The sequence below is a fragment of the Cysteiniphilum marinum genome, assembly GCF_014857925.1.
In the GTDB taxonomy this organism is placed as follows: Bacteria; Pseudomonadota; Gammaproteobacteria; order Francisellales; family Francisellaceae; genus Caedibacter; species Caedibacter marinus.
This window is the reverse complement of record NZ_JACYVZ010000002.1, coordinates 1-24,277: the sequence shown is the minus strand read 5'-3', so window position 1 is coordinate 24,277 and position 24,277 is coordinate 1. Positions and strand designations below refer to the sequence as shown.

The window sequence follows — 24,277 nt, the reverse complement described above, 5'->3', positions numbered from 1 at the left end:
TGACAATTTATGATTGGTGACTGTTAGTGACAAGAATATAGGAAGTTATGATGCATAAATCAAAGAAAGTAGCCGTGTTATTGGCAGGATGTGGTGTTTATGATGGTAGTGAAATTCATGAGGCTGTGTTGACATTATTATCTTTATCAAAACGTGGTATTGAATATGAGGTGGTTGCACCAAATATTATGCAGCATCATGTGGTTAATCATCTAACGGGCGATGAAGAGCCGCAATCACGCAATGTATTGGTTGAATCAGCACGCATTGCGCGCGGTGAAATAAAGGATCTATCCTTAGTCAATGCAGATGATTATGCAGCGTTGATTATCCCAGGTGGCTTTGGTGCGGCTAAAAACCTATGTGATTTTGCCTTTAAGCAAGATAGCAGTTTTGTTGTCGAACCAATTGTTTTAGCATTTATTAACAAGTTTAAAAATGCACAAAAGCCTGTTGGCTTTATCTGTATTGCCCCTGTTATCGCCGCAGCGATTTATCCCAATGTGGCGTTAACGATTGGTAATGATCAAGCAACGGCTGGTATTATTGAGCATAAAGGCGCTAAGCACGTTAACAAATGTGTTACCGAGGTTTGTGTTGATCAAATAAATAAAGTGGCAAGCACGCCGGCGTATATGATCGGGCAAAGTATTGCGGAAGTGGCATCAGGAATAGATCACTTAGTTGAAGCAGTTGTATCTTTGAGTGTAGATCATGTTGTCGCCAAATCTGCAGAAGTTAAATAAAATCGCTTAACACGTGGATTAATTGCGGTAAGCATGGCATAACTTGAAGTGCCTATGTGTGTGGCAACATCATCAACCAACAAATCAGAAGTGCCAAATAAAGTGACATTATCACCAATATGAATGTCTTTATTCATGCCAATATCAATTGCCATCAGATCCATTGAGACTTTGCCTGCAGTGGGATAAAGCTTGCCATTGATTAGCACCATGGTACCGTTAGGAGTAGCTTGCGGATAACCATCACCATAACCAATTGTCACAATGGCGATTTGGGTTTTTGATTTGGCAATATATTGGCGGTTATAACCCACGGAATCCCCCACATCAATGGATTGAATTGCTACAACATGACTATGTAACGTCATAACAGGCTTAAGAGTGCACCTTAATAATGGATGTGCGGCAGCACATGCACCATAAAGCGCTAAACCAATGCGAATGGTGTTGGTGTTAAAATCATTATTATTTAAGAGAGAGGCCGCTGAGTTAAAGGCACTGATATGAATAAATGATTTATCTTTGATTAATGCTTGAAAGCGTTGTAATTGCTTTAATGTAAAAGATTGATCACAAGATTCTGATTCGGCTAAATGGGTTAATGCGTTGATAGGTTTATGATATGATTGTGCTTGAGTGTAAAGCGCTTCAAACTCGTCTTCTGATAACCCCAAGCGGTTCATTCCTGTGTTGATTTTAAGCCATATCTCAGCGTGTTTACTTTGAAAATACTGATCAAGTAACTCGTATTGATAGGCGCTATGGATAATCGGAATAAGTCTGTAGTCAATAAGTGTTTGCACCATGTCTTTGGAGAAAAATCCTGAAAAAACAATGACTTTGGTTTTCTCAACTCCTGCCAAAATAAGCTCAATACCTTCCTCAACACTAGCAACGCCAAAATAATCGCATAAACCATCTAATGCCTTAGCAATCTCAACCGCACCATGACCATAGGCGTTTGCTTTGAGCATAATAATCATCGATTTATTTGCGTGCAATGCACGGATATTGGCAAGATTTGCCAATAGATGAGAAATATTAATATTCGCAAAGGCACGTAAATTGTGATGTATTGCTGTCATGGTGATAACGTCAAAGGCTATTAAATCAATGGATTGGACTAGGATAACGCCTTTTGCTCTAAGCACAAGCGCTTATTCGCTAAAAGAAAGTTTTGTAATGTTTTTAATCCTGATTCTGTCAAATAGGCCTCAGGGTGATATTGGATGCCATAAATAGCAAAATGCTTATGTGCAAATGCCATGAGCTCATTGTTCATCGTCAGTGCGATTGGTTGTAAGTCATCTGGTAAGCTCGTGATGTCAACAATCAGTGAGTGATAGCGTGTCACTGTCAAAGGCGATTGTAGCCCTTGGTAGAGTGAGTGGTTGGTAAAATGAATTAAACTGCATTGTCCATGCATAATGTTGGCTGCATGAATGACTTTGGCGCCAAAGTATTGTGCTAATAACTGATGACCAAGGCAAATGCCTAAAATGGGTACGTTACTGTCAATGATGCGTTTAATTTCAGGGTATAAATGCCTTAATTCATCAGGGTGTCCAGGGCCTGGCCCTATAATGACAGCACTAAATTGGGTGTAATCAATCGATTGATCAAGTTGATCTGATTTGAATGAGATAATTTTCTCACCCAATTGGGCAAAATAATCCATTAAAATATGGGCAAATGAATCATAATGGTCAATAAACAGTAACATCTTAATTTTTATACTTCTTGCATGGTTGTTGATGTGCTTAAAAAGCACGGTATTTTACCTCGAAGATCATTAATAAGGTAAATGTTTTTGCTTGATTTTAGTTCTTTTATAGAGATTGAGCGCTCATGAATCTGCTCAGATTGAAGTAGTTTAGCGCGCGCAATGCCAGGTAATAAGCCATCATTAACAGGTGGTGTATATAAGATACCATCGATTTCAATGATAATATTATAAAAACGTGCTTCAGTCAGGTGATGTTGTTCATTGAAGAAAATAAGCTCGCAATTTGGCTTATCTGCAATATATTGGCTGTGCTTCTGTGTATAAAAGCCACGTGTACTATGATCATCTGTTTTATGTTGCCACAATGGATTATTAGAGTCTATTTTCTCAGGACAGATAAACAGTTCAATGTGATAAGTCGTGTGTGATTGCTCAAGTTGTTGATGCGTAATCGTAAAAAGCCCGTGATAATCCACAGCAACTCGAAGTTTATATTGTTCACTGTTTGCCGTGATGAGTGTTTCACAATATTGCAATAATGCATGTCTTAACTTTGCTATATCCAAAGCAAAGTGTAAAACAGACGCGGAATTGCATAAACGCTTAAGATGTAAATCACACGATGTAAGTCCATTTTTATCGTAAAGCATGCTTTCAATCAGTTGAAATTGAGGGTGATACAAGCGTTTGATAAATTGAACTTTGGTCGTCATTTCTTGCCACTCATCATCTTGTGTAGACTGAATGGTAAAACCGCCACCAACACCGCAATGCCATAGCTCATTATTTTGTTGTGTTAATGTGCGAATAGCAACACTAAAGCACATATCATTATTTGGCATAATATAGCCGATACAACCTGTGTATAAACCTCGCGGAGGTTCAAGCTGTTGGATAATTTCGATCGTGCGTTTCTTGGGTGCACCAGTGATCGAACCACAAGGAAACAAATGCTCAATAATATCGGCAAAAGGAATATTACTATCTACTTTGCCGGAAATCGTTGAAGTCATTTGATAAACGCTTTTATAGGTTTCAATCGCAAAGGGCTTGCTGACCTTAATTGAGCCTCTATCGCAAATGCGAGCAAGGTCATTACGCAATAGATCGACGATAATTAAATTCTCGGCTTTGTTTTTTGGGTCTGTTCGTAAAAACTCATAGGATTTTAAATCGTCATTGGGATCATCAGAGCGTTTGCTAGTGCCTTTCATTGGCTTTACTGTGATGGTGTCACCTTGCTTTTTAAAAAACAGCTCAGGTGAAAACGATAAAACAGTCATGGGCTTAAATGGTAAAAAAGCGCTATAGCTTACCGGTTGTTGCGCTTTCAGTTGCGTGTAAAGCGCATAAGCATCTAAGCTTGATCGCAACTTAATGCGCTTGGTATAGTTAATCTGATAACTTTCACCATCGGTTAATGCTTGTTGTACACGCTTGAAGTCTCTGGCATATTGCAATTGAGAGAGTGGGTCATAAATCAGGTCTATTGCAGTGCTATTAGTAGTAGTGGTTATCTGAGTTTGAAGTAGATCTGGTGAACATTGCTCAAAGGCAATAAAATGTAAAAGTGGCGTGTTGAGCCTTTGAGATGCTGTTTTCAAGGAAGTAAAATCAGGGTTTAAATAATAAGCTGCTTCATAGCTGATAAAACCAACAAGATATAAGCCTTGTTGTTGTAATTCTGCTAATTTTGCAAATGCAGATTTTAGCATCTTGGGATCAGTGCATAGGACTTCGCTATGTGGTTTGCTGAAATAAAAGCTCTTGTCACTGCTGTCTAAAGTATTTTCAAGATAAGCAAATGGAGGTAGATGATTGTTAGGCATTGTTGATCTCTGTTTTTAAGCGAAAGCGGTCAATCTTACCGGTGATATTAAGTGGTAGTTTTGGGTATAAATAGAGCTGATCGATATGTTTATAGCTTGCCAATAGGGGTGTTAAAAAAGTATTAATAGTTTCTAAGGTTAATGCTTTATTGTCTTTGATAACAACACAGGAACAGACACGTTCGCCCCAAATATCATCTTTCTTGCCAATAACTGCAACTTGCTCAATTTCAGGCATTTGATAAAGATAATGCTCAAGCTCCAAGGGTGCAATTTTAGAACCACCTTTGACAATGATATCTTTAATGCGTCCGAGAAAGTATAAGTGATGTGTATCATCAATATAGCCATAGTCGCCTGTGGCTAGCCACTTTCCTTGGTGAGAGATTGGCTGCATTGGCGCTTTGATATATAGCTCGCCAATGTGTTCATGATCATTGTTAACATGCTTAAGGTGATCGTGTTCAATCGCTTCAATTTTTATTTCGACATCATCAAAAACCTTGATCTTATTGTAAACGCTAGATGCTGTAAGATTTTGCGCGTAGCCATAAACTTCTGTCATACCCAAACCATTTAGTAACGGTGTGTTAAAAGTTTTTTTGATCAAATGTATTAAAGATTCACTTGGCTGATCACCTGCAACGCTTAAGTGCCTAAGTTTATGGGTTATTGGTGTTTTTGGGGCTTCAAGTGCTAACTGGTAATACATTGTTGGTAAAAGTGCCAATGCCGTGACTTTATGTTGATCAATCAGTTTGAGTGAGGCGATTGCGTCAAAGCTGGGCGCTAACACCATGCAATTGCCAAGAGCTATGTTGGGTAATAACTGATATGAAAAGGCATAGGCATGATTAAATGAAAGATGCACAAGGGATATATCACCTTTATTAAGACCATAATCAAATTGACGGGCATAGGCATAAGCTAGAATTTGCTGCGTGTAATGTCCATGAAAGTTATAATGCCCACCCGTACCGGAGCTTATATGATAGGTGGTACCTTCATTTTGGGCTTGAGGTAAATCGGTAGTCTCAGTGCTGGAGGCTTTCTTTAAGCGCTTTAAATAATCTAAAGCATTATCAATAATAACAAGTGTAATCTGCTGAGTTTGGCAATAATGATTAAGTGCGTCAGAGTGCTGCTTTGGTTCAATTATTAATAGATCTGGCTTGGCCCTTTTAACAAGCTCAAGTAACTCATTGGCAATAAAGCGTGGGTTAACTGGTATACAGTTGATTCTTTGATACCAACTTGCAAAAAAAAGCCCAACAGAAAAAGGTGAGTTATTTATTGCAAACATGACTTTAGTTGCGTTGTTTTCTTTTAACCAGTGGGCAATGATAAAAGTGTAATCATACATGTTCGCATAGCTAAATACTTGATTTTGATAGATAAACATTGGCGTATCATCTAAGCGTTTTAGATGCGCTAGAAAGTGATCAACTGTTTGAATGTCAGCGGATGTTAACATACTGGCTCTTACTACCTATTGTCAATAAAATAATATTTTAGGGTAAAGAGTAACTTAAAACAATTGAATCTTTAGTGCATGCTTTGCCATCAAAATAAGTTGCATCAGCTACACCTTTCCTCTAGTGGGAGAGGTCGTTCAGCTTAGAGTGAACGGGTGAGGGGGAATTAAAACGTAACTTATTCTTGATTCATTACTATAAAAGTGAAGTATGCTGATATAGAATGATGGCATTGCAAAGTAAGCTAAAAGGATGATAAAGCAATGTCAAATTATTTAATCAAGTCACCAACGATTGTCAATGAGGGCAAAGTTTTTGTCGCTGATATATTAGTAAAAGACGGTAGAATTGCCAAGATTGCTCAAGATATTTCTACCACCTCTGATGTGAAAGTAATCGATGCTGAAGGGTTACACTTGTTGCCTGGCATGATCGATGATCAAGTGCATTTTCGTGAGCCTGGATTGACACACAAGGCGGATATTGAGAGTGAGTCAAAAGCGGCAGTTGCTGGAGGTATTACCTCCTATATGGAGATGCCTAATTGTAACCCTGCAACGGTGACGATTGAGCGACTTCATGCTAAAAAAGCACTAGCCGCAACCAAATCACATGCTAACTATGCTTTTTACTTAGGGGCAACGAATGATAATGTTGATGAGCTTAAACGTTTAAGCCCAGGGGATGCCTGTGGCGTTAAAATCTTTATGGGTGCATCAACCGGTAATATGTTGGTTGATAATGTTAAAACCTTAGAAAGCTTCTTTGCTAATTCGCCGATTCTTATTGCCACACATTGTGAAGACACACCAATGATTGCGCAAAATGAAGCGGCATATCGTGCGCAATATGGTGAAGATGTGCCGTTTGATTTGCATCCTTTAATTAGAAGCAGAGAAGCTTGTATTAAATCATCTACCTTGGCAGTTAGTCTGGCTAAAAAGTTTAATACTAAGCTTAATGTGCTGCATATTACCACTAAAGATGAGTTGCAATTGTTTGCTAAGAACAAAAATATGTCACTTGCTGACAAGCGTATTACTGCTGAGGTTTGTGCACATCATTTATTCTTTTCACGCAAGGACTATCATACACGAGGCGCTTTAATTAAATGTAATCCTGCAATCAAAGAAGAAGAAGATCGTTTGGCGTTATTGCAAGCTGTTAATGATAATGTATTAGATGTCATTGCCACGGATCACGCACCGCATACGTGGGCTGAAAAACATCAAAGTTACTTCAAGGCACCCTCTGGTTTGCCATTGGTACAGCATGCGTTATTGTCATTGCTTGAACATTACCATCAAGGTGTTCTTTCATTGGAAAAAGTTGTTCAAAAAACTTCACATGCGCCAGCAATAATCTATCAGGTTGAAGAGCGCGGCTTTATCCGTGAAGGGTATTGGGCTGATTTGGTATTAGTTGATCTTAATGCACAACAGCATATGAGTGATGTTGCGGCAAAATCAAAATGTGGTTGGTCACCGTTTAGCGGCTTAACTTTTTCATCAACGATTAATAAAACATTTATTAATGGTGTTTTGAAATATGATCATGGGCGTATTGTTGCAGATGATTTAGGTGTGAGTCTAGATTTTGCAGGGTTTTAATTAATCCTTAATTCTATGACTATTCTTTTGTGCTTTATTTTGTTGATTACTTGCTTCTAAAAGGTGTTTCTCAACTGTCATCCAGTAAAAACCATAGTGATTCATCATGCTCTCCTATTACTTATTATTAGTTTGTGTATTGGCATATTTTCGTGCTTCATCATTTGCTAACCAGTGCATCATATAAAAAATCATAAGTTTCTTTAGGCTGTTATTTGTTTGGTATGAGTGTATTATATGTTCTGGTATTATTGGATGCAGTTTCAAAGGTGTAACCTAATGTATTAATCTTGATACATCTTGGTAAGGGTTATTTTAAGCAATTAAGCAAAATCAGTTACGAGTGGCATAAAACTAATATATATTAGCCATACTCTATGATGAGGTAAGTGAATAAGTAAGTATGAATAACTATAATTTTTTTGATGTTGCCATTGAGGCATCGGCACTTAAGTTTGGTGAGTTTACATTAAAATCAGGGCGTATTAGCCCCTATTTCTTTAATGCAGGGCTGTTTAATCATGGCAAGACCTTGCATCAATTAGCAGAGTGTTACGCGGCTAAATTAATAGAGAGCAAGGCGCAATTTGATGTGTTGTTTGGTCCTGCTTATAAGGGTATCTCTTTGGCGGCACTTGTTGCCTCTATTTTATATAGTCGTTATGGTGAAAATGTTGGTTTTTGTTACAACCGTAAAGAGCAGAAAGATCATGGCGAAGGTGGTATGCTTGTTGGTGCTGATATCAAGGACAAAAAAGTATTAATTATTGATGATGTGATTACTGCAGGCACGGCGATTAAAGAAGCCATTGAGATCATTAAAAGTCATGGCGGAACCATTGAAGGCGTTTGCGTTGCGTTGGATCGTCAAGAGGTTGCTCCTAACGAGGACATATCAGCCGTTAAAATGGTTGAGACGGCTTATCAATTCCCTGTCTATGCGATTGGCAATTTAAATGACTTAATTGACTATCTTAAAGAAAAAGGGCAGATTGAGCATGAGTTGATTGAGCGTATGAAAAGCTATCAGCAAAAGTACTCAGTAGCGCAAAAATAAGCTTTGGCTTTGCTTGTTGTTTCTCTCAAAAGCATGTATCATGCGACCGTTGCTAAACTGTCACGATATTTTTTATGGTTAAATATATGAAATGTCACATGGGAAGTTTAACAAAAGAAATAAATCTTAGGAGAAAACACTATGTTAAGCACCGAGCAAAAACAATCGATCGTTTCTGAATATCAACGTTCAGAAGGCGATACGGGCTCACCAGAAGTACAAGTTGCATTATTGACAGCTCGCATTACCGGGTTGCAAGGGCATTTTGCATCACATAAACAAGATTTCCACTCAAGACGTGGTTTGTTGCGTTTAGTCAGTCAGCGTCGTAAGCTTCTTGACTATTTGAAGAGCAAAGATATCGAGCGCTATCGCGCATTGATCGGGCGTTTAGGTTTACGTAGATAAGATCAAAGATACGACACACCGCAAAACAATGATAATAAGGTACACACGTGAAAATATTTAAAGAAGTCTTTCAGTTAGGACAACATCAAGTAACGTTAGAAACTGGATCAATGGCGCGTCAGGCGGCTGGTTCGGTTTTGGTTACTATGGGCGACACCGTTGTATTGGTAACGACTGCAGCGCGAAAAGAGGCTAAAGAAGGTATAGATTTCTTCCCATTGACAGTCAACTACCAAGAAAAAGCATACGCAGCAGGTAAAATTCCAGGCGGGTTTCCACGTCGTGAAGGGCGACCAAGTGAAAACGAGACCTTAACGGCTCGTTTGATTGACCGTCCATTGCGTCCGTTGTTTCCAGAGGGTTTTTATAATGAAGTTCAAGTTGTAGCAACCGTATTATCGTATGATCCTGAGGTGCCACCGGATATTCCAGCGCTGATCGGTGCTTCGGCTTCGTTGGTATTATCTGGGGTGCCATTTGAGGGTCCTGTTGCTGGTGTGCGTGTCGGCTTCATTGATGGGCAATATGTTTTAAACCCATCATTTGCCAAACTAGATATTTCAGAGTTGGATTTAGTTGTCGCCGGTACGAAAGATGCCGTGTTGATGGTTGAGTCAGAAGCAAAAAGCTTGCCAGAAGATGTCATGCTTGGCGCTGTTTTATATGGTCACAAAGAAATGCAGGTGATCATTGAAGCGATTAATCACTTAGCGAAATATGCCGCTAAGCCGCGTTGGGAATTTATGCCACAAGCGGAAAATAAAGCATTAAAAGAACAAATTAAATCACGTTTTTACAGTGAGATTAAAGCAGTTTATCAAGAAACTGAAAAACAAAAGCGTGTTGAAGCAATCAACCAATTACGTAAAACAGTAGTTGAAGCTATTATTGCAGATGAAACTGAGTTAGAAGAAGTTTCTGTAGAAGAGATTAAAACAATTTTCCACGACATCGAAAAAGAAGTCGTTCGTAAAAATATTTTAAGTGGCTTGCCACGTATCGATGGTCGCGATACACGTACAGTGCGTCCAATTAATGTGCGTACGGGTGTTTTACCTAAAGCACATGGCTCAGCGTTGTTCACGCGTGGTGAAACTCAAGCCTTAGTGGTGACAACTTTGGGCAATGATCGTGATGCACAGTTAGTTGAGACTTTAGGTGGCGATAAGAAAAACCGCTATATGTTGCATTATAATTTCCCGCCATATTCAGTTGGTGAAACGGGGATGATTGGCACTCCTAAGCGCCGTGAAATTGGTCATGCTAATTTGGCGAAACGTGCAACACAAGCAGTATTCCCAAATGAAGATGCTTATCCTTATGTTATCCGTGTGGTTTCTGAAATTACGGAATCAAATGGTTCAAGTTCAATGGCAACGGTTTGTGGTTCATCACTGTCAATGATGGATGCCGGTGTGCCATTAGCCGCACCTGTTGCAGGTATTGCAATGGGATTGATTAAAGATGGTGATAAATACGCTGTATTATCAGATATCTTGGGTGACGAGGATCACCTAGGTGATATGGACTTTAAAGTCGCAGGTACACGCTATGGTGTAACAGCTTTGCAGATGGATATCAAGATCAAGGGTATTACGCGTGAGATCATGCATGCAGCCCTTGAGCAAGCCCGCGAAGGTCGTTTACATATTTTGGGCATTATGAATGAGGTTATTTCTGAATATAAAACAGAAACCTCTGATAATGCACCACAAGTTGAAGTCATTACAATTGATCCAAGCAAAATTCGTGACGTGATTGGTAAGGGTGGTGCGACGGTTAAAGGTATTACTGAGAAAACAGGTGCATCCATCGACACCTCTGATAATGGTGAGGTGAAAATTTTTGCCAAGAGTCGTAATGCATTAAATGCTGCCATTGAAGAAGTGTTAGCATTAACAGCCAGTGCTGAAATTGGTCAAACCTATAGCGGTAAAGTCGTTAAAGTCCTAGATTTTGGTGCGTTTATTAATATTCTACCTGGTAAAGATGGTCTATTGCCATTTGCTGAGCTTGAGAGCATTGGCGTTAATCCAAATACGATGGCAGAAGGCAAAAGCATGAATGTTATGGTGCAAAATATTGATCGCATGGGCAAAATTAAGCTTGTGCCAGTTCAATAGCTAGTAATAATGGAAAATGAGTTGCATTTCCCATTATCTCCCACTGTGGGATAGCTTGCGTAGTATAAGCTGTATGGTGAGGGATGATTGAGATTTAACTTGTATTCCCTTTATTACCTCTCCCCTTGCGGGAGAGGTCGTGCAGCTTAGACTGCACGGGTGAGGGGGGTAGTTTAAACGCAACTGAATTTTTTAATAACAAGTAAAATAAGGGAGCAAAAGAAAGCAAAATGAGCGTCCAACAGGCACAACCGCTTAATTTTACTGATGCAGCTGCTTTGAAAGTAAAAGAGCTAATCTCAGAAGAAGACAACAATGATTTGAAGCTACGAGTATATATCACCGGTGGTGGTTGTTCGGGTTTTCAATATGGCTTTACCTTCGATGAAGCGCAAAAAGAAGATGATATGATCTTTGAAAATCATGGTGTTTATTTATTGGTAGATGCGATGAGTTTCCAGTATCTTGTCGGTGCTGATATCGACTATAAAGAAGATGTCGAAGGTGCTCACTTTATTATTCGTAACCCAAATGCTAAAACCACCTGTGGTTGTGGCTCTTCTTTTTCTGTTTAGATTTCTTTATCTTAATATCATTCAATATGGAATATAAGTAATGACGAAGATATTATCGGATGTATTCGGATTTTTGAGCTGAGCCTGAATATCTATTATTACCAAAGAGTCGTCGTTGAGCGGTATATATAAACAAGTTGCACCATTTGTCAACTCTCCCCTTGCGGGAGAGGTCGTGCAACTTAGGTTGCACGGGTGAGGGGTGATTTTAATAGCTATTTTAAATGTAGGGCGTATGCAATACACCCTACATTTAATGCGTATGTATAACACCGGACGTATGCGATACGCCCCTACGCTTAATACGTATGTATAATACCGGACGTATGCAATACGCCCCTACGGTTATATGGCACCGGGGCGAGGGTAATGTCTTGCAATAATTTACTTAATAATGGAGTTTAATTAGTGGCTAATATTTGTATGAGACTGCTTACATCTGCCGATTGGCAAATTTGGAAAGCAATACGCTTACAAGCGCTAAAAGATTCACCTCAGAGCTTTGGTTCATCCTATGAGGAGACCTTGCTTTGTAATGATGAATATTTCAAAGAGATGCTTGAGAAAAATGATATTTTTGCAGCTTTTGATGGTGGTAAGATTATTGGTTGCGTTGGCTTTTCATCTTTGAAGAGCACTAAAACTGCGCATCGAGGCATGATTTGGGGTATGTATACGTCAGTAGCTTCTCGTGGTAAGGGCGTTGCTAAGCAATTGATGCATCAAGTTATCAAACATGCCGCTGACTATGTGACGCAACTACATTTACATTGCGTGACTGAAAATACTGCGGCATTGGCATTATACCAGCAGCTTGGTTTTGAGACTTATGGCACAGAACCAAAATCAATAAAAGTGCACAATCAGTTCTATGATCAGTATTGGTACCGATCATAAACCATTTTACAGTATTTCTTCCTTTGCCTTTTATGTAATTTTAATAAGTTGAATTTTGAGAATAGTCATAGCTATTACCTGCAATTCAGCTTATTAAAATTTTTACAAAATGCGTTGAAATTAAACACCGCAAAATGATTTACGAGCGGTACAATGATGTTAGAATTAGCATAAGTTTATCGTGTTGACTTAAGGAAGCATATGAAAGTCGCCTTTATTATTGACCCATTACACACTTTTAATATCAAAAAAGACACCGCTTATATGATGATGTTATCGGTTGCTAAGAAAGATTGGCAGCAGTACGTTTTTGAGCTTGAGGATATTTTTGTTGAAGAAGGGATTGCTTATGGTGAGGGCTATGAGCTAACACTTACTGCAAGTAAAGAGCATAACAAGTGGTATCACCTAAACCCAATGAATAAAGTAAAGCTAGGTGATTTTGATGTGATCTTTATGCGTAAAGACCCACCGTTTAATATGGAATTTGTCTATGCGACGTATATTTTGGAGTTGGCTGAAAAGCAGGGTGCGTTAATTATCAATAAGCCGCAAACCTTAAGGGATGCCAATGAGAAGTTTTCAATTACGCGTTATCCTGATTTAGCACCAAAAACAATGGTGGGTCGTTCATTTAAACATATTAAGCGTTTTATTGATGATTATCAGGATGTGGTGGTCAAACCACTCGATGGCATGGGCGGCGAGTCAATATTCCGTATCCAACCAAACGATCCTAATAAAAATGTCATTCTAGAGACAATCACAAAATATGAATCACAATTTATTATGGTGCAGCAATATCAACCCGCGATTAAAGATGGCGATAAGCGTATCTTAATCGTAGATGGTGAGCCATTAGAGTATTTGGTGGCACGTATTCCAAGTGGTGATGATAGTCGTGGCAACTTAGCGCGTGGCGCATCAACGGTGGTAAGGAAGCTTACGGCTGAAGAGTATGAGATAGCCAGTATTGTTGGCAGAGATCTTAAACAAAGTGGTGTGTTATTTGCTGGCATTGATGTTATTGGTAATTGTTTGACTGAGATTAATATAACCAGCCCAACGATGACACAACAAATTTTTAATGAAAGTGGTGTCAATGCGACAGATATGTTGATGGATGTTGTTGAAGATCGAGTGATCAATCGAAGGTAAATAACTAAAGTTTCACACGTTAGGAAAACTATGATTTTACAAACACCCCGTCAGCCTACGGCTGCCACCCCTCTTGAAAAGAAGGGAATTAGGCAGCGTTGATTTTGTACTTACCTCTTTGTGAGAGCAGTGCTTAAGCTTGCAAGGTGCGGTGTTGAAATAGCAAAAGTTCGTAACTCCAGTAAGTAATAAGAAATAGAAACAGATAGGAATAAGTAAGATGACAAAATCAGAAAATTTGTTTAATGAAGCAAAGCAATATATTCCAGGTGGTGTTAACTCACCCGTGCGTGCTTTTAAAGGTGTTGGTGGCACGCCTAAGTTTATTGCCAAGGCAAAGGGTGCTTATGTTTATGATGTCGATGCCAATGAATATATTGATTATGTTGGCTCTTGGGGGCCGATGATCTTGGGGCACGCTGATGATGATGTGATTAAAGCAGTGCAAGATCAGGCAGCACTTGGCTTAAGTTATGGTGCGCCATGCGAGCTTGAAGTAAAACTTGCCAAGAAGATTTGTGATGTGATTGATAGCATTGATATGGTGCGATTTGTTAGCTCAGGAACTGAAGCAACAATGAGTGCTGTGCGCTTAGCGCGAGGGTACACCAAACGTGACAAGGTGATTAAATTCGCTGGATGCTATCACGGTCACGCTGATCAGTTTTTAGTGGCGGCAGGATCTGGTGCGTTAACGCTTGGTGTGCCAAATTCCCCAGGTGTGCCAAAAGACACAGTCAAAGACACGCTAACGCCATCATTTAATGATCTAGAGAGTGTTGCTAATTTATTTAAAACATATCCCGAGCAAGTTGCTTGTATTATTTTAGAACCGATTGCTGGCAATATGAACTTGATTGAACCTACAAAATCATTCTTACAAGGCTTACGTCAATTATGTGATGAGCATGGGGCTTTACTTATCTTTGATGAAGTGATGACGGGATTTCGGGTTGGTCTTAAGGGCGCGCAAGGTTTATATCAAATCACCCCTGATTTAACAACATTCGGTAAAGTGATTGGTGGCGGCATGCCTGTGGGTGCCTTTGGTGGCAAAAGAGCAATTATGGAGCTTATCGCACCATTAGGTGGTGTTTATCAAGCAGGGACATTATCAGGCAATCCTGTGGCAATGATCGCAGGATTGGTCACATTAGATAAGATCTCTCAAGAGGGATTTTATGAAGCATTAACAACCAAAACACAAAGGCTTGTTGATGGGCTAAATCAAGCAGCTCAAGCACAAGACTTTCCATTTTTAGCAAAATCCTTGGGTAGCATGTTTGGCGTGTTTTTCACTGATGCACAAGATATTCTAAGTTTTGATGATGTTAAGGCGTGTGATTTAGCACGCTTTAATCGTTTTTTCCATTTTATGCTTGAGCATGGTGTTTATTTCGCGCCATCCGCATTTGAAGCGGGCTTTATGTCAATTGCGCATAGTGATCAAGATATTGATAAAACGATAGCTTTGTTTGCAGAGTTTCTACAAAAAGAAGCTGTAGTCGACTAAGTGTCCACTGAAATTTTAATATGATCATCCCTGATGGATCTCACCATGCTTTCTTATCGGGCACTGGTAAAAAAACTTGAATATAAAGACCTATGTGATTAGGATGTCTAGCAGATTGTAGGCTTATTAAAATAATCTCGTTTTAAAGTGGCCTCATATAACCTAATCATCACAAGTTAAGAAAGTAATATGACAGAGCAAAAACATAAGTTGGTGGCAACACATCTGGGCAAAGCATATCGCTCACGTTGGGTTGTTGCTGATGTTTCAATGGAGGTCAATACTGGCGAAATTGTTGGGCTTTTGGGACCAAATGGCGCTGGCAAAACAACGTCATTCTATATGATTGTCGGATTGGTTCGACCTAATCGTGGTACAGTTATTTTGGATGGTCAGGACATTACTAAGCTGCCGATTCACTGGCGTGCACGTCAGGGCATTGGTTATTTGCCGCAAGAGGCCTCGGTTTTTAGAAAGCTAAGCGTTGAGAAAAATATCATGGCGATCTTGGAGACAAGACGAGAGCTTTCCAAAGAACAGCGCCAAGATGAACTGGAATCATTGTTAGATGAATTTAGTATTCAGCATATTCGCAATAGTCTGGGGATGAGTTTGTCCGGTGGTGAGCGTCGTCGTGTTGAGATTGCACGTGCTTTGGCGATGTCGCCGCGCTTTATCTTGTTGGATGAGCCTTTTGCCGGTGTTGATCCGATTTCAGTGATTGATATTAAGAAGATTATTACGCATTTGAAAAACCGTGGTATTGGTGTACTGATCACCGATCATAATGTGCGTGAAACCTTGGATATTTGTGAGCGTGCTTATATTGTTAATGCCGGTAAGATGATTGCTTCAGGCAAACCACGTGACATCTTGAGTAATGAACAGGTGCGCAAAGTCTATCTTGGTGAACAATTTAGAATGTAAATGGAAACAAATTAATGCACTATTCCGTATTACTTAATGAATCGATTGCCGCACTTGCGATTAATGCGGGTGGTATCTATGTTGATGGCACATTCGGTCGCGGTGGGCATTCACGTCAAATTTTGTCACGTTTAACAACCGGTAAATTAATTGCATTTGATCGCGATCTTGAAGCAATAGAGTATGCTAAAGTACATTTTAAGGCTGAGATTGAAAGTGGCAAACTGATGCTTGTGCATGCCTCATTTTCAACCATGGCTCATGCGTTAACCGAGCTTGGATTTGCAGGTGAAGTCGATGGTGTACTATTAGACTTAGGCGTCTCATCACCGCAATTAGATATCGCGGAACGTGGCTTTAGCTTTATGAAAGATGGTCCATTAGATATGCGTATGGATCAAACCAAAGGACTCTCTGCAGAAGATATTTTGATAAGTTATGATGCTGAAGAATTAGCCCGTATTTTTCGTGAATATGGCGAGGAAAAGCATGCTTGGCGTATCGCTCAAGCGATAAAAGCCACACTTGCGAAAGGAGAGGTTCTTGATCGCACTTTAAAGCTTGCCTCATTGATTGAAAAAACAATTGGTAAAAAGGAAAAAAAACATCCTGCAACACGTTGTTTTCAAGCTCTTAGGATCTGTGTTAATGCCGAGCTTGATGAAGTGACCACAACATTGAATGATGCTTTTGCAACACTTAAACCATCGGGGCATTTGGTTGTGATTAGCTTTCATTCATTAGAAGATAGAATCGTTAAGCAGTTTATGACCAAACTGATCAAGGGTGAGGATAAGCAATTGCCGCGTGGCATGCCAATCTTGGAAGCGTTTGTGCCTAAAGCAAAGTGGTGTGTTAAGCAAGGCAAAGCCTCTACCAAAGAGCTCGAAGAAAATGTGCGCTCACGTAGTGCGATATTGCGTGCTGTTGAGAGGTTGTGATATGACACGATCTGAAGTGCGTAGCAAACTATTTACATCTTTTGTCAAAAGTACCTTGAATGCACGTGTGCTTATTGCTTTTTTACTGTGTGTGACGCTTATTATCTCGGCATTTATGGTGGTAATCGTGAAATATCATTATAAAGTGGCATTGGATAAAGAGCAGAAGCTGATGTATCAGCAAGAGGATTTGCGCGACCAATGGACGCAGATTTTGATTGAGCATAGTACCTTGGCATCTCCCTCACATGTCGAGGAGGTTGCCAAGAAAAATGATATGCGCCTACCCAGTGTCAAAGAAACAAAAGTGATTCAGAGTAATGCGTAAGATTAAGCTAAGTTGGCGATACTATTTTATTATATTAGTCATTGTTTGTGTGTTAGGTTTATTGATTTATAAGCTTGCCCATATGCAAACGGTAGAGCATGCCAAGCTTAAAAAAGAAGGGGATAATCGCTCAGAGCGTACCTTAACGACAACGGCATATCGCGGTATGATCAGTGATCGCAATGGTAAGCCACTGGCGATTAGCACACCTGTGGATTCGATTTGGGTCAATCCGTATTACATTGCAAGCGATGATCCGCGTTTGCGTAAAATTCTTAATATGCTGGAACTAGATAAAGCACAACAAGCAACAATTATTGCACGCATTAAAGCGCGTGAAGGACGCCATGGTTTTGTTTATCTCAAACGTCAAGCGTCACCATTTATCGCGCAACAAATTAAAAGCCTAGATGTCAAAGGTATGAATATTGAACGTGAGTTTAAGCGTTTTTATCCTGATGCTGAAGTGATGGCACATGTTGTTGGGTTTACTAATATCGATGATCAAGGACAAGAAGGCATTGAGCTGGAATACAATAAATACCTCACAGGTAAGGATGGTACCCGTTCAATTCATAAAGATTTGAAAGGTGGTGTTGCACGTAAAAACGATGATGATAAAGAAGTAAAGCATGGGGCTGATATTAGTTTAAGCATTGATCGCAAGTTGCAGTATATCGCTTATAAGTATATAAAAGAGGGTGTGATTAATAATCATGCGGAAGCCGGATCTGCAATAGTGATGGATGTTAAAACGGGTGAAGTCTTAGCAATGGTCAATTACCCTTCATATAATCCGAATAATATGCAAGATGCGACACCGGAGAAACGTCGCAACCGTGTATTAACAGATGTCTATGAACCAGGCTCAGTGATCAAACCATTTGCGGCTATTGCAGGGATGGAGTCAGGGCAATATGATGTTGATACGATCGTCGATACTTCACCTGGCTATTACAAACTCAATGGGCGTACGGTCAGAGATTTTCGTAATTATGGTGAGATGGATTTGCGTCATATTTTAATGAAATCATCAAATGTCGGTGTTTCTCGCATTATTTTATCAATTGATGCCAATGCTTTGGGTGATACCTTGCGTAAATTTCGTTTTGGGCAAGTGACTAAAATTGGCTTTCCAGGTGAGCGCTCAGGCTATGTGCCCAGTCCACGCAAGTGGGGAGACTTCCCATTGGCTACTTTATCCTTTGGTTATGGTATGAATGCCACAGCTTTACAAATTGCGACAGCTTATAGTGCCATTGCTAATGGGGGTAAGTTAATTCCGCCGACTTTATTAAAACGCAATAAAAAAGAAGATGTAGAAGCCTTCCAGATTATTAATAGTGGCATTGCGGGAAAAGTAGTTGATATGTTAACTTCTGTGGTTGAAGGATTAGGTGGGACGGCTTCTAAAGCACGTGTACCACGCTATCATGTTGCCGGTAAAACGGGAACGGTGCGCAAAGCAATAGCAGGAGGCTACGCATCCGATAGTTATATGGCAACATTTGTTGGTATTGCACCATCATCGAATCCACGCATTGTCACTGTGGTGGTGATTGATGACCCAAAAGGGGAAGCATATGGCGGGGGCTCGGCAGCAGCACCAATTTTTGCACAAATTACAGAGCATGTTTTAAGAGTGATGGGTGTACCTGCCGATAAACTCAAAAAAGCATGATTATTAAATTAGTTGTAAAAATTATCCAAAATTGCTAGTTAATGTTTGGTTTTTGTTGTCTTGCTTGTTATATTCCGCCTGAATTATTTTTAGATGTTACAAAAAGCAGCTGAAAAAACCAAAAACTGAAGAATTTAAAATGCAAGTAAAACGAGTAAAACTAAAAAATAATCGTGGAGGAAATAGCCAATGATCGTGGGAATCCCTAAAGAGATTAAAAATCATGAATACCGTGTTGGTCTGACACCAGGCAATGTTGCTGAATTTGTTCATCATGGACATACGGTGCTTGTTGAGCATCACGCAGGGGAAGCGATTGGTTTTACCAATGAAGATTATGTTGAAGCAGGTGCGACAATTATTCAAACACCAGCAGAGATTTTTGCACAAGCAGATATGATTATTAAAGTCAAAGAGCCACAACCAAATGAGTGCAAGATGTTGCGCCAAGGGCAGTTGTTATTTACTTATTTGCATCTAGCGCCAGACCCATTGCAAACGCAACTACTTTTAGAATCTAAGTGTACAGCGATTGCTTATGAGATGGTGACTGACAAAAATGGGCGTTTGCCATTATTAACACCGATGAGTGAGGTGGCAGGTCGTCTATCAGTGCAAGCTGGTGCACATTGCTTAGAGAAAGCGCAAGGCGGTAGTGGGTTGTTACTTGGTGGCGTGCCAGGTGTTCCTGCGGCGAATGTTGTTGTTATTGGCGGTGGTGTCGTTGGTTTAAATGCGATTCGTATGGCGATTGGTATGGAGGCGCATGTGACTATACTTGATAAGTCTTTAGATCGTTTGCGTGAGCTAGATGATTATTTTGGACCTAAGTTAAACTGTATTTATGCAACCAAAGATAATTTGCAAAAATATGTACAGGAAGCTGATTTAGTCATCGGTGCGGTCCTTGTACCAGGGGCTGCGGCACCTAAGCTTGTGACTAAAGAGATGATTAAGTCGATGAAAAAAGGCTCTGTTGTTGTCGATGTTGCCATTGATCAAGGTGGCTGCTTTGAAACCTCTAAGCCGACGACACATCAAGATCCAACGTATGTCGTTGATGGTGTGGTGCATTATTGTGTCGCAAATATGCCAGGAGCGGTTGCTAGAACGTCAACGGTGGCGTTAAATAATGCGACCTTGACCTTTGCTTTAGAGTTGGCAAATAAAGGCTATCAAAAAGCGGTTACTGATAATATACATCTTGAGCATGGACTAAGTGTGCATAATGGCATGCTCACTTCATTGCCGGTGGCTGAAGCGCTTAACATTGCCTATGTTTCGCCAAAAGAAGCATTAGCTAAGAGTGCCAACGCAGTCACGGCATAAGCCTGTTATCTCAATGGTGTGAGCGGCAATCTGAAAGCCGCTTTCTTGTGCCAATTCTTCTAATGTTTTATCAAGCAACTCATGATGCAGCTCAGTTTTCTGACCGCACGTAGTGCAAATCAAAAGCTGACACATTTTTTTCTCAGGATGGCAGCATAAACTGTAGCGATTACTGGTGTGCAATTTATGAATGAGTGCCGATTGTTGCAGGAAGTCCAAAACGCGATAAATTGACATAATATTATAGCGCTTAATTGCCTTATCTTCTGTCATCGCTCTCTCAACTATCTGTGCTTTGTTTATTAGATCAAGCAGCTCATAAGCACTAATTGGAGATGATTGATCAATAAAAATAGTAAGCACTTCTTTGCGTAAGCGCGTAAGCTTAATATTGTGTTGTAGGCAAAATTTTTCAATTTTAGCTAAAGCATTCTTGGTTGAGCTCATGATTATCTCACCATTAACTGTTTGATAAGACCAATGGCATAAACTGCACAAATGATCATGGTAATACAGAAACTTGCGGGCAAGTTAGCGTAAAAGGCAAGACAAAGTGCACCCCAAACACTGCCAAGAGAGATCATAATGCTAAGTAGCATACCTTGATAAAAACCATCACTCCACTGAAATGCACAAGCAGCAGGACCGATGAGTAATGCAAATACTAATAGTACACCAACAATTTGGCATGCCATGGTCACGGTTAATGCCAGAATGATAAAGAAGATTACAGAAAGAAGTTTGTTGGGGATGTTTTTAGCACGCGCTAGAAGGGGGTCAATCGAGGTAAAGAATAGTGCTCTTGAGATAAAGAGTAATATGGCAATAATAATAAATGCCATGATGATCAGCGTGATGATTTGCTCGATTGATACCGTTAAGATATTACCAAACAAGATCGACATAATCGAGCCTGAGTAACCTGTTTGATAGAGATACAGGAAATAAGCACCAAGACCTAAGAAGAAGGTGAGTACAATGCCAACGGCAAGATCATTCTTTTTGATTTTGTCACCCATCGCACCCATGATGCTTGCGGCAATAATATTAGCAATCAGTTGCCCATTCATCGCTGAGATGCCAATTAATACAGCGCCGGCTGCTCCTGTGAGGCTGATATGCCCCAAACCATGCGCGGCAAAAGCAGCTTTACGTAGCACAACAAAGAAACTCACGATGCCACAGATGATGGCAATTAAAGTGCCAGCGATAAAAGCGTTTTGCATAAAGCTATAAGATAACACTGCGATCCTCCTTTAAGCATGGCAGTTTTTGGCAAAGATGTACGAGTTGGTTTTTGAAATGAATAAAGTTATCAAGCTCATGTGCAATCTCATGCATATCATGTGAGATGATCAAAAGGGTTATATTTTGTTTGGCATGAATGGTTTTAAGTGCTTGGATAAAGTCTTGTTTGGCTTGAGGATCAAGATCCGATAAAGGCTCATCAAGTAGTAATAATTTAGGATTGTTAATTAAGGCTTGCGCAAGGTAAATGCGTTTTTTCTGACCACCTGAAAGGGTTTCAAAGGGCTTCTTCGCATAGTGCAAAGCGCCGACAAGTTCTAAAATGGCGTGTGCTTTTTGCTCAATACCTTTACCAAAGGCAGGTAATCCAAGTTTATCAGCATTGAAACTAGATTTGATCAATGTTAAAGCTGAGATATTTGGGTTAAGGTTAAGCTCGCGTTCTTGCGGGATATAACTAATCAATCGATTATTTTTGCCTATTGCCTGAGAGAAGAGTGTTAGTCTGCCGGCAATAGTTGGTTCAAAACCTAGAATAGTTTTAAGAAACGTGGATTTTCCTGTACCATTCTCACCAACGATACCTAGCCACTGGTTTTGATAAATCGTCAGATCAAAAGGTTTGCATAAAGGTGCTTGAGCGGAATGGCCAATGACAAGATCTTTGCATTGGATGATAGTTGTATTATGCATATTATTGATGAAGGTTTGTTAAAGGGTTGTCTTCTTTAGCTATTTCTTTGGCCTCTTTGGCGCTTGCCTTTGTTGTATCGCTACTTATTTGAGGCGTTGCTTTCACAGTAGATGTTTTGCTGCTGTTATGTTCAGTGGCAGTTGCTTTCTCCAGTGCTTTTTGTGTATCACTAAGATTGGCTTTAAGCCAAGTGATTACATTATTATTTTGTGGCATAGTTTCGCTAACGCCAACGTAAGGAATGTTATTCTCTTTGGCAAGATTTAGGATGTTTTCAGTGACATTGTCATGTACTTGCTGGTTATAAAAAAGTACTTTGACGGTGCGCTTTTTAAATAAGTTTTGATAGTCAGCGAGCATTTTTGGTGAAGCTTCAGCATCGTTCATTACCGTCCATTGGAATTTTTGTCCAAGCATGGTTAGTCCTAGTGCATCCGCCATATAGCCAAAGACGGGCTCTGTGGCAGTTACCTTGGTGCCAGCAAAGCGTGCTTTGATATCATTGATTTGACTATAAACAGTTTGATAACGTTTATCAAAGGTTTGGTAGTTTAATTCAAAGGTCTTTTTATGGTCAGGTTCGATTTGGCTAAATACTTCCGTAAGTTTTTTAGCAAGTGTTGGGAAAGTGTTGGGATTGTACCATAGATGTGGGTTGTCACCACTTTTAGCATTCATTAATGTTGCCACATCAATAATGGCCACTTTATTGTTGTTTGATTGTGCGTTTAATAACTGCTTCATCCAAGGGTCGTAATCCGCACCATTATAAATAATGACTTGCGCATTATTAATAGCGACAGCTGTGTTAGCAGAGGTAGTAAATAAATGTGGATCGGCATCAGGATTGTTGATAATGCTGTTGGTTTTCACATAATCCCCGCCAATTAGGTTTGCGACATTGGCATAGAAGTTTTCAGCAGCTACGACTTTGATATCAGCGTATGAACTGCTAATGAGTGTAAGAAAGCCTGTAGCAGCTAATGCGATTCGTTTGCTATTTCTGTAGAGGGTAGACATACAATCGTTCCTTAAGATGGTAAATGTTTCATTGTTAACGTTATCCTGTAAAACGTTATATTATATCATTTTTCATTTTTGGCAATGCTTAAATTAAGTGTCTAAACAATAGTTTATCAATATGGCAGCTATTGGTTTTTATGGCTTTTATGGGCTTGATCTACCCTCGTCAATTTGGGACACGTTTGATTTTCGGATTCCATACTATCTTCAAACTGTTTTGGTGTCATATGATTTATCATTAAATCTCCTTTTATTGCATCTAAAGTAACCTTAACTTTAAATTCTATAGAATGGTTTGCAGGCGGTATATATATTTAATTTCTCTTGCATCCAAGTTTACCTCGATCCTTTACAGATTTACGATGGGTGTTTCCCATATCAATGATTACATTATTTTGTATATATTTACTTTAAAGTAACGCGCTTTGTTGCCTGAATTTCTATAATTGCTATGTAATAAATGAAAAATAAGTTCAATCATCTTTCATCTTTGTGCTTATGTTATACGATTTGTTATGTGAGGATTTAGATAGAAGTAGCATAACTTATCTGTTCATTATTATTACTACTATGGGGTTTTTCTACAAAGAAAGAAATTAGATAGTCATCTGGGGCAGGTCATTTGTCTTTTAATAACATACCTGACAGTGGCTATATTTACATTAAGTGATCATTTGCGATTACATATTTTTATAATATAAACAGGGGGAAATAATGGGGCATAATCAACAAAATCAAAAAAATCAACAAAGAAGAAGCACAAGTGGGTTGTGTACTTTATGTCTGGTGACATCAATCGGCTTGGTATTGAGTGCATGCTCATCGTCTTCAGTAGGTGATCAAGATTTAAGTATCAAGAGTTTTCTATCCTCTGATAAATTTCAAACCATCATCAATAATTGCCGAGACTTTAGATCGCGTCTTTATACGCCATTTGTCACTCTCGTACTCTTTATACGACAAGTGCTATCTCCAGATAAATCCTGTAA

Annotated in this window: 23 protein-coding genes; 15 read left to right on the top strand and 8 right to left on the bottom strand. The window is 39.5% G+C overall.

The features are described 5' to 3' along the window. Positions 1–47: 47 nt before the first annotated feature. A complete protein-coding gene (gene elbB / locus IE867_RS01385) occupies positions 48–746 on the top strand; it encodes an isoprenoid biosynthesis glyoxalase ElbB (protein WP_225629917.1) in 699 nt (232 codons plus the stop codon). On the opposite strand, the gene alr is transcribed toward elbB, so the two are convergent. Genes alr through IE867_RS01365 form a run of 4 tightly spaced genes read right to left on the bottom strand, consistent with a single transcriptional unit; the run spans position 713 to position 5,775 of the window. Next, the gene (gene alr, locus IE867_RS01380; RefSeq protein ID WP_192482992.1) at positions 713–1,831 is read right to left on the bottom strand and encodes an alanine racemase; all 1,119 of its coding nucleotides are present in this window, start codon (positions 1,829–1,831) and stop codon (positions 713–715) included. The genes elbB and alr overlap by 34 nt on opposite strands. Before the next feature lie 38 nt (positions 1,832–1,869). Further along, positions 1,870–2,469, bottom strand: a complete 600-nt coding sequence (locus IE867_RS01375; RefSeq protein WP_192482991.1) for an anthranilate synthase component II — start codon at positions 2,467–2,469, stop codon at positions 1,870–1,872. 8 nt (positions 2,470–2,477) lie between these two features. Continuing rightward, the gene (gene pabB / locus IE867_RS01370; RefSeq protein ID WP_192482990.1) at positions 2,478–4,301 is read right to left on the bottom strand and encodes an aminodeoxychorismate synthase component I; all 1,824 of its coding nucleotides are present in this window, start codon (positions 4,299–4,301) and stop codon (positions 2,478–2,480) included. Continuing rightward, a complete protein-coding gene (locus tag IE867_RS01365; RefSeq protein WP_192482989.1) occupies positions 4,294–5,775 on the bottom strand; it encodes a class I adenylate-forming enzyme family protein in 1,482 nt (493 codons plus the stop codon). Before IE867_RS01365 ends, pabB begins: the two co-directional genes overlap by 8 nt. A gap of 264 nt (positions 5,776–6,039) precedes the next feature. Between IE867_RS01365 and IE867_RS01360 the strand changes: the two genes are divergently transcribed. The 13 genes from IE867_RS01360 to ald all read left to right on the top strand — a co-directional run bounded on the left by IE867_RS01360 (position 6,040) and on the right by ald (position 20,323). Further along, entirely contained in the window at positions 6,040–7,386 is a 1,347-nt protein-coding gene (locus IE867_RS01360) for a dihydroorotase (RefSeq protein ID WP_192482988.1), read from the top strand. Positions 7,387–7,789: 403 nt separating this feature from the next. Further along, positions 7,790–8,443, top strand: coding sequence for an orotate phosphoribosyltransferase (pyrE, locus tag IE867_RS01355; RefSeq protein WP_192482987.1), 654 nt, complete (start codon positions 7,790–7,792; stop codon positions 8,441–8,443). Between the two features lie 141 nt (positions 8,444–8,584). After that, positions 8,585–8,851 carry a 30S ribosomal protein S15 gene (gene rpsO / locus IE867_RS01350; protein ID WP_192482986.1) on the top strand — a complete coding sequence of 89 codons (267 nt, stop codon included), beginning with the start codon at positions 8,585–8,587 and terminating at the stop codon, positions 8,849–8,851. A 47-nt stretch (positions 8,852–8,898) separates the two neighbouring features. Beyond that, positions 8,899–10,974 carry a polyribonucleotide nucleotidyltransferase gene (gene pnp / locus IE867_RS01345; protein WP_192482985.1) on the top strand — a complete coding sequence of 692 codons (2,076 nt, stop codon included), beginning with the start codon at positions 8,899–8,901 and terminating at the stop codon, positions 10,972–10,974. 230 nt (positions 10,975–11,204) lie between these two features. Next, complete coding sequence (gene erpA, locus IE867_RS01340; RefSeq protein ID WP_192482984.1) at positions 11,205–11,549, top strand: iron-sulfur cluster insertion protein ErpA; 345 nt, start codon at positions 11,205–11,207, stop codon at positions 11,547–11,549. 423 nt (positions 11,550–11,972) lie between these two features. Further along, the gene (locus tag IE867_RS01335) at positions 11,973–12,446 is read left to right on the top strand and encodes a GNAT family N-acetyltransferase (RefSeq protein WP_192482983.1); all 474 of its coding nucleotides are present in this window, start codon (positions 11,973–11,975) and stop codon (positions 12,444–12,446) included. Positions 12,447–12,647: 201 nt separating this feature from the next. Then, positions 12,648–13,604 carry a glutathione synthase gene (gene gshB / locus IE867_RS01330; RefSeq protein WP_192482982.1) on the top strand — a complete coding sequence of 319 codons (957 nt, stop codon included), beginning with the start codon at positions 12,648–12,650 and terminating at the stop codon, positions 13,602–13,604. A gap of 220 nt (positions 13,605–13,824) precedes the next feature. After that, a complete protein-coding gene (gene hemL, locus IE867_RS01325) occupies positions 13,825–15,117 on the top strand; it encodes a glutamate-1-semialdehyde 2,1-aminomutase (RefSeq protein WP_192482981.1) in 1,293 nt (430 codons plus the stop codon). Positions 15,118–15,306: 189 nt separating this feature from the next. After that, on the top strand, positions 15,307–16,044 hold the full coding sequence (gene lptB / locus IE867_RS01320) for an LPS export ABC transporter ATP-binding protein (protein ID WP_192482980.1): 738 nt from the start codon (positions 15,307–15,309) through the stop codon (positions 16,042–16,044). A 14-nt stretch (positions 16,045–16,058) separates the two neighbouring features. Further along, the gene (rsmH, locus tag IE867_RS01315; protein ID WP_192482979.1) at positions 16,059–16,985 is read left to right on the top strand and encodes a 16S rRNA (cytosine(1402)-N(4))-methyltransferase RsmH; all 927 of its coding nucleotides are present in this window, start codon (positions 16,059–16,061) and stop codon (positions 16,983–16,985) included. Between the two features lies 1 nt (position 16,986). Beyond that, positions 16,987–17,313 carry a cell division protein FtsL gene (gene ftsL / locus IE867_RS01310; protein WP_192482978.1) on the top strand — a complete coding sequence of 109 codons (327 nt, stop codon included), beginning with the start codon at positions 16,987–16,989 and terminating at the stop codon, positions 17,311–17,313. Next, positions 17,306–18,994: a peptidoglycan D,D-transpeptidase FtsI family protein gene (locus tag IE867_RS01305; protein WP_225629916.1), complete on the top strand. Its 1,689-nt coding sequence runs from the start codon at positions 17,306–17,308 to the stop codon at positions 18,992–18,994. Before ftsL ends, IE867_RS01305 begins: the two co-directional genes overlap by 8 nt. 189 nt (positions 18,995–19,183) lie before the next feature. Continuing rightward, the gene (gene ald, locus IE867_RS01300; protein ID WP_192482977.1) at positions 19,184–20,323 is read left to right on the top strand and encodes an alanine dehydrogenase; all 1,140 of its coding nucleotides are present in this window, start codon (positions 19,184–19,186) and stop codon (positions 20,321–20,323) included. Here ald and IE867_RS01295 read toward each other — a convergent pair. From IE867_RS01295 to IE867_RS01280, 4 genes are read right to left on the bottom strand one after another with little or no spacing between them, the layout of a single operon-like run. Continuing rightward, positions 20,291–20,770, bottom strand: a complete 480-nt coding sequence (locus IE867_RS01295) for a Fur family transcriptional regulator (RefSeq protein WP_192482976.1) — start codon at positions 20,768–20,770, stop codon at positions 20,291–20,293. The two genes, ald and IE867_RS01295, sit on opposite strands and share 33 nt — an antisense overlap. 2 nt (positions 20,771–20,772) lie before the next feature. Next, entirely contained in the window at positions 20,773–21,549 is a 777-nt protein-coding gene (locus IE867_RS01290) for a metal ABC transporter permease (protein WP_192483205.1), read from the bottom strand. A 4-nt stretch (positions 21,550–21,553) separates the two neighbouring features. After that, positions 21,554–22,249 (bottom strand): metal ABC transporter ATP-binding protein, encoded by a 696-nt coding sequence (locus IE867_RS01285; RefSeq protein WP_192483206.1) that lies wholly within the window; start codon positions 22,247–22,249, stop codon positions 21,554–21,556. Between the two features lie 16 nt (positions 22,250–22,265). Beyond that, positions 22,266–23,285, bottom strand: coding sequence for a metal ABC transporter solute-binding protein, Zn/Mn family (locus IE867_RS01280; RefSeq protein WP_192482975.1), 1,020 nt, complete (start codon positions 23,283–23,285; stop codon positions 22,266–22,268). A 717-nt stretch (positions 23,286–24,002) separates the two neighbouring features. On the opposite strand from IE867_RS01280, the gene IE867_RS01275 reads away from it, so the two are divergent. Then, positions 24,003–24,277: hypothetical protein (locus tag IE867_RS01275; RefSeq protein WP_192482974.1), on the top strand; the 275-nt coding region annotated here is incomplete at its 3' end.